We start from the raw sequence: 15,288 nt of genomic DNA on the forward strand, positions 1-15,288 counted from the left end.
GCTGGTTCCTCCTTGCGGCTCGGGGAGTGCTCGGCGGAAGTGGGGGAGGAGCAACAAGCCTTGAACCAGTGGGAGCGCTCCCATAGTGAGGATGGGGGTGTCGGGGGTCAAGGCTCTTGAAGAGTCGAAAAGATTCGACACCTGTTGTTGAGGGAAAGTCAGTGACTCCCCTGTTCTTTACCGGGTCTTGCCGCTAGCTTCGTTGACACCAGTGGGAGCGATTCCATCAGTCGGTGCGTCCGCCTTGGCGTGCCTGAGCTGCAAGGAGTCGCTCATGCGACACCCCTCGCGTTCAGTACTTTTAGCCGTCGCCGGCCTCGCCGCGACGTCTCCCGTGGTCGAACCCGCTCCGTCCGGACGCCGACCGCGCACGCCTCTTTGGTGCACCGAACCTGATCGACGCGGCACGAGAAGCACCCGCACCCCGAAGAGAAGGAACCCGCACTCATGAGCCGTAGCAGAACAGCGATGCTCGCCGCGCTGGCGCTCGTCGCCGGCGCGTCCGGGACCGCGCTGGCGATGGTCCCGGACGCCGGGTCGATCGCCGCGATCCCCTGCACCGTCGACTACCAGGTCCAGAACCAGTGGAGCACCGGCTTCACCGCCAACGTCACCGTCACCAACAACTCGGCCGCCAAGTCGAGTTGGGCCGTGAAGTGGTCGTACGGCGGCAACCAGCAGGTCACCAGCGGCTGGAACGCGAAGGTCACCCAGGCCGGGACGGCCGTCACCGCCGCCAACGAGACGTACAACGGGTCGCTGCCGACCGGCGGTTCGGTCAGCTTCGGCTTCCAGGCGTCCTACAGCGGCAGCAACGCGCTGCCCGCGACGTTCACGCTCGACGGCGTCACCTGCAACGTCGACAGCGGCACCGGCGGCCCCACCGGCCCGGGCACCCCCGGACCCGGCACCGGCACCAAGGTCGACAACCCGTACGCGGGCGCCAAGGTGTACGTCAACCCGGACTGGGCCGCCAAGGCCGCGGCGGAGACCGGCGGTTCGCGGATCTCCAACCAGCCCACCGGCGTCTGGATGGACCGCATCGCCGCGATCAACGGCACGACCGGCGCCCGCGGCCTGCGCGCCCACCTCGACACCGCGCTCACCCAGAAGGGCAGCGGCGAACTCGTCGTCCAGCTCGTCATCTACGACCTGCCCGGCCGGGACTGCGCGGCCCTCGCCTCCAACGGCGAACTCGGCCCGACGGAGATCGACAAGTACAAGACGCAGTTCATCGACCCGATCGCCGCGATCCTCGCCGACCCCAAGTACGCCTCGCTGCGGATCGTCAACACGATCGAGATCGACTCGCTGCCCAACCTCATCACCAACACCGGCAGCCGGGCCACCGCGACGCCGCAGTGCGACACGATGAAGGCCAACGGCAACTACGTGAAGGGCGTCGGGTACGCGCTGAACAAGCTCGGCGACATCCCCAACGTCTACAACTACATCGACGCCGGGCACCACGGCTGGCTCGGCTGGGACGACAACTTCGCCCCGTCCGCGCAGCTCTTCGCCCAGGCGGCCACCGCCGAGGGCGCGACCGTCGACGACGTCCACGGCTTCATCACCAACACGGCCAACTACAGCGCCCTGAAGGAGAACAACTTCTCCATCAACGAGACCATCGCCGGCAAGTCCGTGCGCGAGTCGAAGTGGGTCGACTGGAACCGGTACACGGACGAACTGTCGTACGCGCAGGCGTTCCGCACCCAGCTCGTCTCGGCCGGCTTCCGCTCGACCATCGGCATGCTGATCGACACCTCCCGCAACGGCTGGGGCGGCAGCGCGCGTCCCGCCGGTCCCGGCGCGCAGACCAGCGTGGACACGTACGTCGACGGCGGGCGCTACGACCGCCGTATCCACGTCGGGAACTGGTGCAACCAGTCCGGTGCCGGGCTCGGCGAACGTCCGAAGGCCGCTCCCGCCGCCGGGATCGACGCGTACGTGTGGATGAAGCCGCCGGGTGAGTCCGACGGTTCGTCCTCGGCGATCCCGAACGACGAGGGCAAGGGCTTCGACCGGATGTGCGACCCGACGTACACCGGCAACCCGCGCAACAACAACAACATGTCCGGCGCCCTCGGCAACGCGCCGCTGTCCGGGCACTGGTTCTCCGCGCAGTTCCAGCAGCTGATGCAGAACGCCTACCCGCCGCTCAGCTGAGCTTCCCCTCTCTCGCGTCCGCCGGGGCCGTACACCCTTCTCGCCCCGGGCCCCGGCGGACGCGGGTCTCTCAGCCGGGCTTTTGCCGGTACGGCAATTTTTTGCGGTACCGGCAAGAGAAGTGGCCCCTTCCCGGTGCGGCGGCGCACGCTGTCGCCACCACCGACGAGAGGGTGACCGGCATGGCACACCAGCACCAGCAGCACGACCACGCGCACGGGCACGCACACGGGCAGGACACGGACATCGACTGGGCCGGGATGGCCCATCACCTGGAGTCCCAGGCCGAGTTGTACGCCCCCTGGTACGAGCGGGCGCTCGCCTGGCTCGGCAAGGAGATCACCGAGCCCGGTCTGATCGTGGACCTCGGCAGCGGCCCCGGCGTCGTCACCGGCCTGTTCGCCGAGACGTTCCCCGGCGCCCGCGTCGTCGCCGCCGACGGCTCCGAGCCCCTCCTCGACCGGGCCCGCGAGCGGGCGGAGCGGCTCGGGTACGCCGACAGGTTCGCCACCCTCGCCGGTGAACTCCCCGGCAGCCTCGGCGAGTTGGACTACCCCGCCGACCTGGTCTGGGCCGGCCGCAGCCTGCACCACCTCGGCGACCAGCGCGCCGCCCTCACCGCCTGCGCCGAGCGCCTGGCACCCGGCGGGACGCTCGCGCTCATGGAGGGCGGCCTCCCCGCCCGCTTCCTCCCCCGCGACCTGGGCTTCGGCCGCCCCGGTCTGGAGTCCCGCATCGAGGCGCTGACGGCGGACCGGTTCGCCCGGATGCGCGCCGACCTGCCGGGCGCGGTGGACGAACGCGAGGACTGGGCGGCCCTGTTGACCTCGGCGGGCCTCAAGCACACCCGCACCCGCAGCTTCCTCCTCGACCTGCCGGCCCCCGCCTCCGACCGGGCCCGCGCCTACGTCGTCGAACAGTTCACCCGGGTCCGCGGCGGCGTCGGCGAACACCTCGACGCGCAGGACCGCGAGACGATCGACCGTTTGCTGGATCCGCAGGATCCGGCGAGCCTCCAGCGCCGCCCCGACCTGTACGTCCTGGCGGCCCACACCGTGCACACGGCGGTCCGCCCGGTGTGACCGCTTGACTTCGAGAGCGCTCGAAATGGTGAACTCCCTCTCGTTCAGGCACGACACAGGGGGTACACCATGACTCGCGTCGCACTCATCACCGGCGGCGGCAGCGGCATCGGCGCGGCCGTCGCCCGTCAACTCCTCGCGCAGGACTGGAAGGTGGCCGTCACCGGCCGCGGCGAGGACCGCCTCGCCGCCTTCGCGAAGGAACTCGGCGACCCGGAGGGCCTGTTGACGCTCCCCGGCAACGCGGCCGAGTACACCGACGTCCAGCACGCCGTCGACAAGACCCTTGAGACGTACGGCAGGCTGGACGCGGCGGTCGCCAACGCCGGTACGGCCACGCACGATTCGGTCGCCGAGGGCGATCCGTCCGGCTGGCCGGAGATGATCCTCACCAACGTGCTGGGCCCGGCGCTGCTGATCCGCGCCTCGATCGACGCGCTGAGGGCGACGCAGGGCCGGATCGTGCTGGTCGGGAGCGTCGCCGGGTTCGTCCACGGCCCCGGCAACCTGTACGGGGCGACGAAGTGGGCGGTCACCGGGCTCGCCGAGAACACGCGCCGCCAGGTCACCGAGTGGGGCGTGGGCGTCACCCACATCGCGCCGGGCCGCACGGAGACGCCGTTCTGGGACAGCTACGGGAGCCTGCCGCCGGGCCACCTGCTGACGGCGGACCAGATCGCCGGCTCGGTCGTCTGGTCGCTGCACCAGCCGGAGGGCGTCGACGTCAACACCGTCGTCGTCCGGCCGACCGGACAGCCCGTCTAGCGCGAAAGGGGCGGGACATGAAACGTCCCGCCCCTCACGTCATCTCACATCACGCGAGGTTGAACTCCGCCGGGTCCGGACCGATGCGCCGGTCCTCGTTCAGCGCGCTGATCGCCGCCAGGTCCTCGGTGTCCAGGGAGAAGTCGAAGACCTCGATGTTCTCCTTGATCCGCGACGGCGTCACCGACTTGGGGATGACGACGTTGCCGGTCTGGAGGTGCCAGCGCAGCACGACCTGCGCCGGGGTGCGGCCGTGCTTCTGGGCGATCGCGACGATCGCCGGGACCTCCAGGAGCCCCTTGCCCTGGCCGAGCGGGGACCACGCCTCGGTGGCGATGCCCTGCTCGGCGTGGAACTCGCGCAGCGCGTGCTGCTGGAGGTGGGGGTGCAGCTCGATCTGGTTGACCGCCGGGATCACCGAGGTCTCGGCGATGAGCCGCTCCAGGTGGCCGACGGGGAAGTTGGAGACGCCGATCGCCTTGACGCGACCGTCGGCGTACAGCTTCTCGAACGCCTTGTACGTGTCGACGTACAGGTCACGGGCCGGGGTCGGCCAGTGGATCAGGTACAGGTCGACGTAGTCGAGGCCCAGCTTGCCGAGGGACTCGTCGAACGCGCGCAGCGTCGAGTCGTAGCCCTGCTCGGTGTTCCACAGCTTCGTCGTGACGAAGAGCTCCTCGCGGGCCACACCGGAGGCGGCGACCGCCTTGCCGGTGCCCTCCTCGTTGCCGTAGATCGCGGCCGTGTCGATGGAGCGGTAGCCGGCCTCCAGGGCGGTGGCGACCGCGCGCTCCGCCTCGTCGTCCGGCACCTGCCACACGCCGAAGCCCAGCTGGGGCATCTCGACGCCGTTGTTCAGGATGATCGGGGGGACCTTGCTGCTCACGCGCTCTCGATCCTTCGGTTGTCCGTCAGGGGTGCTTCCATAGTCAACGATCACGGTACGCGGCGCATTCCTCTCACAGGAATCCGGCTCAGTGCCGGTACAGCGCCTCGACCTCTTTCGCGTAGGCGTTCTCGATGGCCTTGCGCTTGAGCTTCAGGGACGGCGTCAGCAGGCCGTGCTCCTCGGTGAACGGCTGCCCGAGGATGCGGAACGTACGGATCTGCTCGGCCTGCGAGACCAGCGTGTTCGCGGCGACGACGGCCCGGCGGACCTCGGCCTCCAGGTCGCTGTCGTGCACGAGTTCGGCGGGGGACAGGTCCGGTTTGTCGAGCATCCTGAGCCAGTGCTCGACGCCCTCGGGGTCGAGGGTGATGAGGGCGGCGACGAAGGGCCGGTCGTTGCCGACGAGGACGCACTGTCCGACCAGCGGATGGTCGCGCACCCGCTCCTCCAGCGGCCCCGGCGAGACGCTCTTGCCGCCGGAGGTGACCAGGATCTCCTTCTTGCGGCCGGTGATGGTGAGGTAGCCGTCGCCGTCGAGGGAGCCGAGGTCGCCGGTGGCCAGCCAGCCGTCGTGCAGGGCCTGGTCGGTGGCCTTCGGGTTGTTGAGGTAGGAGGGGAAGACGTTCTCGCCGCGCAGCCAGATCTCCCCGTCGTCGGCGATGTGCACGGTCATGCCGGGGATGGGCTGGCCGACCGTGCCGTAGCGGGTGCGGCCGGGCGGGTTCGCGGTGGCCGCGGCCGTCGTCTCCGTCAGCCCGTACCCCTCGTAGATCTGCACGCCCGCGCCCGCGAAGAACAGCCCGAGCCGCCGGTCCATCGCCGAGCCGCCGGACACGGCCTGCCGGACGCGCCCGCCCATCGCGGCGCGGACCTTGGCGTACACCAGCTTGTCGTAGATCTGGTGCTGGAGCCGCAGACCGGCGGACGGGCCCGGACCCGTCCCCCACGCCTTCGCCTCCACCGCCTCCGCGTACGCGACAGCGATGTCGACGGCCTTCTCGAACGGCCCCGAGCGCCCCTCGCGCTCCGCCTTGCGCCGGGCGGCGGCGAAGACCTTCTCGAAGATGTACGGCACGGCCAGGAAGAACGTCGGTCTGAACGCGGCGAGGTCGGGCAGCAGGACGGCGGCCTGCATCTGCGGCTGGTGCCCGAACCGCACCCGGGCCCGCAGTGCCGCGACCTGCACCATCCGCCCGAAGACGTGCGCCAGCGGCAGGAACAGCAGGGTCGCCGGCTCGTCGCCGCGCCGGGAGCGGAAGATCGGCTCCCAGTAGCGGATCACCGTGTCCGCCTCGAACATCAGGTTGCCGTGCGTGATCACGCAGCCCTTGGGGCGGCCTGTCGTCCCCGAGGTGTAGATGACGCTGGCCACGGACTCGGGGGTGACGGCCTCGCGGTGGCGGTGGACCACCTCGTCGTCGAGGTGCGCGCCGCCGTCGTACAGCTCCCGGACGACGCCGTTGTCGAGCTGCCACACCTCGCGCAGGGCGGGCAGGCGGTCGATGACCGTGGCGATCGTCATCGCGTGGTCCTCGTGCTCGATGACGGCGGCGGCGCAGCCGCTGTCGTACAGCATCCAGAAGCACTGGTCGGCGGAGGACGTCGGATAGACCGGCACCACGTGCGCGCCGATCGTCCACAGGGCGTAGTCGAAGAGCGTCCACTCGTAGCGGGTGCGGGACATGATCGCGACGCGGTCGCCGAAGCGGATGCCGCGGGCGAGCAGGCCCTTGGCGAGGGCGAGGACCTCGTCGCGGAACTCGCCGGCGGTGACGTCCCGCCACGCGCCGTCCTCGTCGCGACGGCCCAGCGCGATGTACCGGGGGTCGTCCTCGGCGTACCGGAACACGGAGTCGGCGAGGCCGCCGACGGGAGGTGCCAACGCCAACGGCGGGTTGGTGAACTCGCGCAACCTCACACCCCGCTTCTTTCCGGCCGTTTTGCGCGGTGAAAGCTACCCCACGGGGACGAAGGGCGGGAGGGGGGCGAAAACGGAGTGATGCTCTGGTACGGGGTGGTCGGGACCGGAGAAAGGTGAACAGAGCGGAAGAGAACGGACAGAAAGCTGACGGTTCGGTAAGTTTCAGCGCCTCAATCTCCACGGAATCTGCGCGCGAACGGTCACTGTCGGTGCAGGCGTACGCCCCCCGCGAGGATCGCCGCCGCCAGCGCGTCGGCCGCCTCGGTCGCCGGGGGCCTGCTCCGGCCGTGCACCAGCACGAAGTCCACCGGCCCCAGCTCCGGCAGCCCGAACCGGTCCGGCACCCGCACCAGCCCCGGCGGCATCACCGTCCGCGAGTGCGCCATCACCCCGAGCCCCGCCCGCGCCGCCGCGACCAGCCCGCTCAGACTCCCGCTCGTGCACACGATCCGCCACGCCCGCCCCTCCCGCTCCAGCGCCTCCAGCGCCAGCGCCCGGGTGATGCCCGGCGGCGGATAGACGATCAGCGGTACGGGGCGTTCCGCGTCCAGCCGCAGCCGCTCGGCGCCGATCCACACCAGCTCGTCGTGCCAGACCAGCTCGCCCCGGGGATCCTCCGGGCGCCGCTTCGCGAGGACGAGGTCCAGCTTCCCGGCGGCGAGCTGCTCGTGCAGCGTGCCCGACAGCTCGACCGTCAACTCCAGGTCGACTTCGGGGTGTTCGTACCGGAACCCCTCCAGGATCTCCGGCAGCCGGGTCAGCACGAAGTCCTCCGACGCCCCGAACCGCAGCCGGCCCCGCAGCCGCGTCCCCGTGAAGAACGCGGTGGCCTGCTCGTGCACGGCGAGGATCCGCCGGGCGAAGCCGAGCATCGCCTCGCCGTCCTCCGTCAGCTCGACGGAGTGCGTGTCCCGGGTGAACAGAGTGCGGCCGACCGCGTCCTCCAGACGGCGTACGTGCTGGCTGACGGTCGACTGACGCAGGCCGAGACGGCGGGCGGCCTGGGTGAAGCTGAGGGTTTGCGCGACGGTGAGGAAGGTACGCAGGTGGGAGGGGTCGTACATGGGTCTCAGGCTAGACGCTCATCGCCGATCGCGATAACAGTCAGTTCGGTATGACGGATTCCCGATCACGGAGGGGAGGAGGACCATGGAGAGGGGCGGCTGCGCCCACCGACCCAGACCGACCCAGACCGACCCAGACCGACCAGTACGACACGCGCACGTGGAGCACAGTGAAACGCCTGCGATGGCCCAGCCGGATGCCGATCGACCCCTACATCCTTCTCCTCCTGGGAACCGTGGGGCTCGCGGCACTGATCCCGGCGCGAGGCGTGGCCGCCGACACGGTCTCCGGTGTCTCCACCGGGGCCATCGCCTTCCTCTTCTTCCTGTACGGCGCCCGCCTCTCCACCCGCGAGGCGATGGACGGCCTACGGCACTGGCGCCTGCACGTGACGGTCCTGGCCTGTACGTTCGTGATCTTCCCGCTGCTGGGCCTCGCGACCGGCGCGCTCGTCCCCACGATCCTCACCGACCCCCTCTACCAGGGAGTCCTCTTCCTCACCCTGGTCCCCTCCACGGTCCAGTCCTCCATCGCCTTCACGTCGATGGCCCGCGGCAACGTCCCCGCCGCCATCTGCGCCGGCTCCTTCTCCTCCATCATCGGCATCGTCGTCACGCCCCTGCTGGCGGCGGCCCTCCTCGGCAGCGCGGGCGGCGGCTTCTCGGCGGACTCCCTGCTGGAGATCGTCCTCCAGCTCCTCGTCCCGTTCCTCGCGGGCCAGGTGACCCGGCGCTGGATCGGCGGCTTCCTCACCCGCCACAAGAGGATCCTCGGCCTCGTCGACCGTGGCTCGATCCTCCTCGTCGTCTACTCCGCCTTCAGCGAGGGCATGGTCCGGGGCATCTGGCACCAGGTCAGCCCCGCGCGCCTGGGCGCCCTGCTGGTGGTGGAGGCCGTCATCCTCGCGGTGATGCTGGCCCTCACCTGGTACGGCGGCAAGGCCCTCGGCTTCGGCCGCGAGGACCGCATCGCGATCCAGTTCGCGGGCTCCAAGAAGTCCCTGGCGTCGGGCCTGCCGATGGCCAGCGTCCTGTTCGGCGCCCAGGCGTCCCTGGCGGTCCTGCCCCTGATGCTCTTCCATCAGATGCAGCTCATGGTGTGCGCGGTGATCGCGAAGAGGCGGGCCAGGGACGAGGCTGTGCAGGCGGACGAGCCCGCGGCCCTACAGCGCGTGTGAGGGCGCCGCCGTGGTGATGATCCGCTCGGCTCCCGTGTAGATGTTCATGGAGCTGCCCCGCAGGAACCCCACCAGCGTCAGCCCCGTCTCCTCGGCCAGGTCCACCGCCAGGGAGGACGGGGCGGAGACCGCCGCCAGCAGCGGGATCCCCGCCATCACGGCCTTCTGGGCCAGCTCGAAGGAGGCGCGGCCCGAGACCAGGAGGATCGTGCGGGACAGGGGGAGGCCGCCGTTCTGGAGGGCGCGGCCCACCAGTTTGTCCACCGCGTTGTGCCGGCCCACGTCCTCACGGACGTCCAGCAGCTCGCCCTCCTCGCTGAAGAGCGCGGCGGCGTGCAGACCGCCGGTCCGGTCGAACACCTGCTGAGCGGCGCGCAGCCGGTCCGGCAGCTCGGCCAGCAGCTCCGCCGAGACGCGGACCGGCGGGGAGTCGGAGATCGGCCAGCGCGCGGTGGTCCGTACGGCGTCCAGGCTCGCCTTCCCGCACAGACCGCACGAGGACGTCGTGTAGACGTTCCGCTCCAGCGTGATGTCCGGTACGACGACCTCGGGCGAGATGCGGACGTCGACGACGTTGTAGGAGTTGCTCCCGTCGACGGTCGCGCCCGCGCAGTACACGATGTTGAGCAGGTCCCCGGCGTGCGCGAGCACCCCCTCGCTGACCAGGAACCCGGCCGCGAGCGCGAAGTCGTCGCCCGGGGTGCGCATCGTGATCGCGAGCGGCTTGCCGTTGAGCCGGATCTCCAGCGGCTCTTCGGCCACGAGGGTGTCGGCGCGTGTGGACACGGCCCCGTCGCGGATACGGACAACCTTGCGGCGTTCGGTGACTCGTCCCATGTCCTCCATTGTCCCGCAGGGCCCGGAGCGGGGAAACGATCAGGCCGACCGTTCGGCGCTTGGCGCATACCGTTCACCGCATACGGTCGACCCCGGGCTTCTCAAGGCCGGGGAAGATTCCTACGGTTCCGGATTCATGAGTCCCCCTGTCGCACCGCCCGGCTGGAGCCGCTGGCTCGTCCCCCCGGCCGCCCTCTCCGTCCACCTCTCGATCGGTCAGGCGTACGCCTGGAGCGTGTTCAAGCCGCCGCTGGAGTCCGCGCTCGACCTCAGCGGGACCCAGAGCGCGCTGCCGTTCCAGCTCGCCATCGTCATGCTGGGGCTGTCCGCCGCGTTCGGCGGGACCCTGGTCGAGCGCAACGGCCCGCGCTGGGCGATGACCGTCGCGCTGGTCTGCTTCTCGACCGGCTTCCTGGTCTCCGCGCTGGGCGCCGCGACCGAGCAGTACTGGCTGATCGTGTTCGGCTACGGCTTCATCGGCGGCATCGGGCTCGGCATCGGCTACATCTCCCCGGTGTCGACGCTGATCAAGTGGTTCCCGGATCGGCCGGGCATGGCGACGGGCATCGCCATCATGGGCTTCGGCGGCGGCGCCCTCATCGCGTCGCCGTGGTCGACGCAGATGCTGGAGTCGTTCGGCAGGGACAGTGACGGGATCGCGCTGGCGTTCCTCGTGCACGGGCTGACGTACGCCGTGTTCATGACGCTCGGCGTGCTGCTGGTGCGGGTGCCGCGGCCGGCGGAGACGGCGTCCGCGGTCTCCGTCTCGGTCTCCGGTCCGCAGGTCTCCGCCAACAGCGCCGTCCGCACCCCGCAGTTCTGGTGCCTGTGGGTCGTCCTGTGCATGAACGTGACCGCCGGGATCGGCATCCTGGAGAAGGCCGCGCCGATGATCTCGGACTTCTTCGCGAACACCTCGCAGACGGTCTCCGCGACGGCCGCCGCCGGGTTCGTGGCGCTGCTGTCGGCGGCGAACATGGCGGGCCGCATCGGCTGGTCGTCGACCTCGGACCTGATCGGCCGCAAGAACGTCTACCGCGTCTACCTGGGCGTCGGCGCGCTGATGTACGGGCTGATCGCGACCTTCGGGGACTCCTCGAAGCCGCTGTTCGTGGTCAGCGCGCTGGTCATCCTGTCCTTCTACGGCGGCGGGTTCGCGACGATCCCCGCCTATCTGAAGGACCTGTTCGGCACCTACCAGGTCGGCGCGATCCACGGCCGGCTGCTCACCGCCTGGTCCACCGCCGGCGTGCTCGGCCCGCTGATCGTCAACTGGATCGCCGACCGCCAGGAGGAGGCCGGCAAGGACGGCGCCTCCCTCTACACCGTCTCCCTGTTCATCATGATCGGCCTGCTCGCCGTCGGCTTCGTCGCCAACGAGCTGGTCCGCCCCGTCCATCCCCGTCACCATGTGACGGCCGCCCCGAAGGAGGCCGCCGATGTCCGAGCAGAGTCCGCCTGACCGGCGCCCGCTGATCGTCTTCGCCTGGGTCTGGGTGGGGGCGCCGCTGGCCTACGGACTGTACGAACTCGTCCAGAAGGCCACGAAACTGTTTACCGGCTAGTAGCGGCTCAGGGCGCTCCAGTTGTGAGGGAAGCTGACAACAGGTGCGCCCGATTCCTGTCGCTTCACCTGCCCGCGTACCCGTGAGTCACTGATCAGACTGGGGAATCCCGCTACCCAAGGCCACGAGGGGACCCCAGATGAACGGCTCTCGCATCGCCGCCGTCGGCCACTACCAGCCCGCCAGGCAGCTCACGAACGCGGAGCTGGCGGGCATGGTCGACACCAGTGACGAGTGGATCACCTCGCGGGTGGGCATCCGGACCCGCCATATCGCCGGGCCCGACGAACCCGTCGACGAGCTCGCCGCGCACGCCGCCGCCAAGGCCCTCGCCGCCGCCGGACTCGGCCCGGACGACATCGACCTGGTGCTCGTCGCGACGTCCACGGCCGTCGACCGCTCGCCCAACATGGCCGCCCGGGTCGCGGCCCGCCTCGGCATCCCGAAGCCCGCCACGATGGACCTCAACGTCGTGTGCGCCGGGTTCACCCACACGCTGGCCACCGCCGACCACATCGTGCGCGGCGGCGGGGCGAGCCGGGCGCTGGTCATCGGCGCCGACAAGATGTCCGAGGTCACCGACTGGACCGACCGCACGACCTGCGTCCTCGTCGGCGACGGGGCGGGCGCTGCCGTCGTCGAGCGCTCCGAGGAGTCCGGGATCGGGCCGGTGCTGTGGGGGTCGGTGCCGGAGATGGGGCACGCCGTACGGATCGAGGGGCAGCCTGCGCGGTTCGCGCAGGAGGGGCAGAGCGTGTACCGGTGGGCCACGACCCAGTTGCCGCCGCTCGCCCGGCAGGCGTGCGAGCGGGCCGGGCTCGTGCCGGCCGACCTCGCGGCGGTCGTGCTGCACCAGGCCAACCTGCGCATCATCGAACCCCTCGCGGAGAAGATCGGGGCGGTGAACGCGGTGGTGGCGCGGGATGTCGTCGAGTCGGGGAACACGTCCGCGGGGAGCATTCCGATGGCGTTCTCGAAGTTGGTGGAGCGGGGGGAGATCGCCAAGGGGGATCCGGTGCTGCTGTTCGGGTTCGGGGGGAACCTGTCGTACGCGGGGCAGGTGGTGCGGTGCCCGTAGGGGGCGTGTGGCGGGTTTCGGTGGCTCCGGGCCGGGCTTTTTCGCGCCGTAGACTGTAGACGAAAGACAATCGATACTGGCTTTCCGATACAGGCGCCCGGCGTCTGGTGCTTGGGGTGCCGCCCAGGAGGGGGACGTGATGTTGACGTCTGGACTGCCGCACGGCTCGGTGCCCCGGCTGGAGCGGCCCGGGCCCCTGCGTGACCGCGTCTACGAGGCGCTGCTCGAACTGATCACCACGCGTGCGCTGCGGCCCGGCCAGCACCTCGTCGAGAGCGAACTCGCCGGGCACCTGGGCGTCTCGCGCCAGCCGGTGCGGGAGGCGCTGCAGCGGCTGAACACCGAGGGGTGGGTCGATCTGCGGCCCGCACAAGGGGCGTTCGTGCACGAGCCGACCGAGGAGGAGGCCGACCAGCTCCTCACGGTACGTACGCTGCTGGAGGCCGAGGCGGCCCGGCTCGCCGCCGCGAACCCGACCGAGGCGGGGCTCGCGGAGCTGCGGGACATCCACGAACAGGGCCTCGACGCGGTGGCCCGCGACGACGTGGACGCGGCCGTCGCCCTCAACGCCCGCTTCCACACGGTCATCATGGAACTCGCCGGCAACGCCGTCCTCGCGGAGCTGGCGGGGCAGGTGGACCGGCGGGTGCGGTGGTACTACACGCCGATCGCCCGGCAGCGGGGCCGCAAGTCCTGGGACGAACACCGGGAGTTGATCGCGGCGATCGGGGAGGGGGACGGGGAGCGGGCCACGCGGTTGATGCGGGAGCATACGGAGCACACGCGGCGGTCGTACCACGAGCGGGAGAAGTAGTTTCTCGGAGGTCTACTCCTCGCGCATGCTCGTCAGCTGGACCCACACGCCCATCTCCTGCTGCTCCACCCGCGTGACCGCCGCCGCCAACCGCCGCTCCCTGGACGCCGGTTCGTCGTACGGCTCGCCGCCCGTCCGGTACAGCCTGCGCTCCGCCTCTATCGCCTCGCGGGCCTGGCTGAAGCGCAGGTAGTCGTCCTGCCAGTGGAAGACGGAGCGCAGTCCGGTGAGGACGACGACCAACCCGCCCAGGATCGCGGGGGCCTTGGCGTCGCCGGGGGAGAGGACCGCCGTCACGGGGATCGCGGCGGCGAACACGATCTGGAGGCACTCCGAGATCCGGTAGTACGTACGGGCTTTGGCGGCGGCCTGGCGGTACCAGTCGTACGACGCGTTCGCGAGCGCCATCGCGTACCCCGGCTGTTCAGGCGTCTCCTGGGTCATGTGCTCCCCCCTGCACTCGACGGACCTCCAGCGTAGCCAACCCCTCGGACATTTCCGCCTCTTCGGAACCGCCGGACGATCTCACCCCCGTCTTTGTCCTGTGAGTGGAGAAAGTTGACGGCAATCCGTGCACAACTTCTTCCCAGGTTCGGCGCCCGCTGCTACGTTCCCTTCGAAAGCACCGAGCTGAAGCACCGAGCTGACGGCCGATTCGAGGCGGGGAGGGGCACGTGAGACGCATGACGGCACGGCCCGCGAACGCCCACCAGGCCCGGCTGCTGCACCTCCTGAGGGACGGCGGCCAGAGTTCCCGGGCCCAGCTCGGCGACCGGGTCGACCTCTCGCGGTCGAAACTGGCCGTCGAGGTGGACCGGCTCCTGGAGACGGGGCTCGTCGTCGCCGACGGCCTCGCCGCCTCCCGGGGCGGACGGCGCTCGCACAACGTGCGCCTCAACCCCGGACTGCGCTTCCTGGGCGTCGACATCGGCGCGACCTCTGTCGACGTCGCCGTCACCAACGCCGAGCTGGAGACCCTCGGCCACCTCAACCAACCGCTCGACGTCCGCGAGGGACCCGTCGCGGTCTTCGAGCAAGTCCTCGCCATGACCGCCAAGTTGAAGGCCACCGGCCTCGCCGACGGCATCGACGGCGCGGGCATCGGAGTCCCCGGCCCGGTCCGCTTCCCCGAGGGCGTCCCCGTGGCGCCGCCGATCATGCCGGGCTGGGACGGCTTCCCCGTACGGGAGGCGCTCAGCCAGGAACTCGGCTGCCCGGTCATGGTCGACAACGACGTGAACCTGATGGCGATGGGGGAGCAGCACGCCGGGGTCGCCCGGTCCGTCGCCGACTTCCTCTGCGTCAAGATCGGCACCGGCATCGGCTGCGGCATCGTCGTCGGCGGCCAGGTCTACCGCGGTACGACCGGCAGCGCCGGGGACATCGGCCACATCCGGGCCGTACCGGACGGCCGGCCCTGCGCCTGCGGCAACCGGGGCTGCCTGGAAGCCCACTTCAGCGGCGCGGCGCTGGCCCGGGACGCGATGGAGGCGGCCCGGCAGGGACTGTCCGCCGAACTCGCCGACCGGCTCGCCGCCAGCGGCACCCTCTCCGGCGCGGACGTCGCCGCGGCGGCCGTCGCCGGCGACACCACCGCCCTCGACCTGATCCGGGAGGGGGGCAGCCAGGTGGGGCAGGTCATCGCCGGGCTGGTCTCCTTCTTCAACCCCGGCCTGGTGGTGATCGGCGGCGGGGTGACCGGCCTCGGCCACACCCTGCTCGCCGCGATCCGCACCCAGGTCTACCGTCAGTCGCTGCCCCTGGCGACGGGCAACCTGCCCATCGTCCTGGGGGAGTTGGGCCCCACCGCCGGAGTCATCGGCGCGGCCCGGCTGATCAGCGACCACCTGTTCTCGCCCGCGTAAGCGTCCCGTACAGCGCTGCCCTTTCTTCTCAATACGCCTGGCCTGCAACGGAGTTCACCCG

14 protein-coding genes are annotated in these 15,288 nt (G+C 70.6%); 9 read left to right on the plus strand and 5 right to left on the minus strand.

Annotated elements, in window-relative coordinates; translation table 11 throughout:
* The first annotated feature begins 447 nt into the window (after positions 1-447).
* The 3 genes from ACLZOT_RS18470 (at position 448) to ACLZOT_RS18480 (ending at position 4,016) form a co-directional block, all read left to right on the plus strand.
* Positions 448-2,169 (plus strand): glycoside hydrolase family 6 protein, encoded by a 1,722-nt coding sequence (locus ACLZOT_RS18470; RefSeq protein WP_416970040.1) that lies wholly within the window; start codon positions 448-450, stop codon positions 2,167-2,169.
* Between the two features lie 182 nt (positions 2,170-2,351).
* Positions 2,352-3,251, plus strand: coding sequence for a class I SAM-dependent methyltransferase (locus ACLZOT_RS18475; RefSeq protein WP_416970041.1), 900 nt, complete (start codon positions 2,352-2,354; stop codon positions 3,249-3,251).
* A gap of 69 nt (positions 3,252-3,320) precedes the next feature.
* Positions 3,321-4,016: an SDR family oxidoreductase gene (locus ACLZOT_RS18480; protein WP_416970042.1), complete on the plus strand. Its 696-nt coding sequence runs from the start codon at positions 3,321-3,323 to the stop codon at positions 4,014-4,016.
* 49 nt (positions 4,017-4,065) lie between these two features.
* On the opposite strand, the gene ACLZOT_RS18485 is transcribed toward ACLZOT_RS18480, so the two are convergent.
* From ACLZOT_RS18485 to ACLZOT_RS18495, 3 genes are all read right to left on the minus strand, one after another.
* Positions 4,066-4,902, minus strand: coding sequence for an aldo/keto reductase (locus ACLZOT_RS18485; protein WP_416970043.1), 837 nt, complete (start codon positions 4,900-4,902; stop codon positions 4,066-4,068).
* A gap of 88 nt (positions 4,903-4,990) precedes the next feature.
* Entirely contained in the window at positions 4,991-6,817 is a 1,827-nt protein-coding gene (locus ACLZOT_RS18490) for an AMP-dependent synthetase/ligase (RefSeq protein WP_416970076.1), read from the minus strand.
* 209 nt (positions 6,818-7,026) lie between these two features.
* Positions 7,027-7,890 (minus strand): LysR substrate-binding domain-containing protein, encoded by an 864-nt coding sequence (locus ACLZOT_RS18495; protein WP_416970044.1) that lies wholly within the window; start codon positions 7,888-7,890, stop codon positions 7,027-7,029.
* 197 nt (positions 7,891-8,087) lie between these two features.
* Between ACLZOT_RS18495 and ACLZOT_RS18500 the strand changes: the two genes are divergently transcribed.
* Entirely contained in the window at positions 8,088-9,068 is a 981-nt protein-coding gene (locus ACLZOT_RS18500) for a bile acid:sodium symporter family protein (protein ID WP_416970077.1), read from the plus strand.
* On the opposite strand, the gene fdhD is transcribed toward ACLZOT_RS18500, so the two are convergent.
* A complete protein-coding gene (gene fdhD / locus ACLZOT_RS18505; protein WP_416970045.1) occupies positions 9,054-9,905 on the minus strand; it encodes a formate dehydrogenase accessory sulfurtransferase FdhD in 852 nt (283 codons plus the stop codon). The two genes, ACLZOT_RS18500 and fdhD, sit on opposite strands and share 15 nt — an antisense overlap.
* Before the next feature lie 136 nt (positions 9,906-10,041).
* Between fdhD and ACLZOT_RS18510 the strand changes: the two genes are divergently transcribed.
* The 4 genes from ACLZOT_RS18510 (at position 10,042) to ACLZOT_RS18525 (ending at position 13,362) form a co-directional block, all read left to right on the plus strand.
* On the plus strand, positions 10,042-11,367 hold the full coding sequence (locus ACLZOT_RS18510; RefSeq protein ID WP_416970046.1) for an OFA family MFS transporter: 1,326 nt from the start codon (positions 10,042-10,044) through the stop codon (positions 11,365-11,367).
* Complete coding sequence (locus tag ACLZOT_RS18515) at positions 11,345-11,470, plus strand: MFS transporter small subunit (RefSeq protein ID WP_262414566.1); 126 nt, start codon at positions 11,345-11,347, stop codon at positions 11,468-11,470. The genes ACLZOT_RS18510 and ACLZOT_RS18515 overlap by 23 nt, the downstream gene beginning before the upstream one ends.
* A 139-nt stretch (positions 11,471-11,609) precedes the next feature.
* Entirely contained in the window at positions 11,610-12,548 is a 939-nt protein-coding gene (locus ACLZOT_RS18520) for a beta-ketoacyl-ACP synthase III (RefSeq protein WP_416970047.1), read from the plus strand.
* A 139-nt stretch (positions 12,549-12,687) separates the two neighbouring features.
* The gene (locus ACLZOT_RS18525) at positions 12,688-13,362 is read left to right on the plus strand and encodes a GntR family transcriptional regulator (protein ID WP_416970048.1); all 675 of its coding nucleotides are present in this window, start codon (positions 12,688-12,690) and stop codon (positions 13,360-13,362) included.
* Between the two features lie 12 nt (positions 13,363-13,374).
* Here the strand turns inward: ACLZOT_RS18525 and ACLZOT_RS18530 are convergent, their stop codons facing one another.
* Entirely contained in the window at positions 13,375-13,806 is a 432-nt protein-coding gene (locus ACLZOT_RS18530) for a DUF4231 domain-containing protein (protein ID WP_416970049.1), read from the minus strand.
* Positions 13,807-14,045: 239 nt separating this feature from the next.
* Between ACLZOT_RS18530 and ACLZOT_RS18535 the strand changes: the two genes are divergently transcribed.
* Entirely contained in the window at positions 14,046-15,227 is a 1,182-nt protein-coding gene (locus tag ACLZOT_RS18535) for an ROK family protein (RefSeq protein WP_416970078.1), read from the plus strand.
* Positions 15,228-15,288 lie beyond the last annotated feature (61 nt).

This window comes from Streptomyces sp. 4F14, from assembly GCF_048159485.1.
GTDB lineage: Bacteria > Actinomycetota > Actinomycetes > Streptomycetales > Streptomycetaceae > Streptomyces.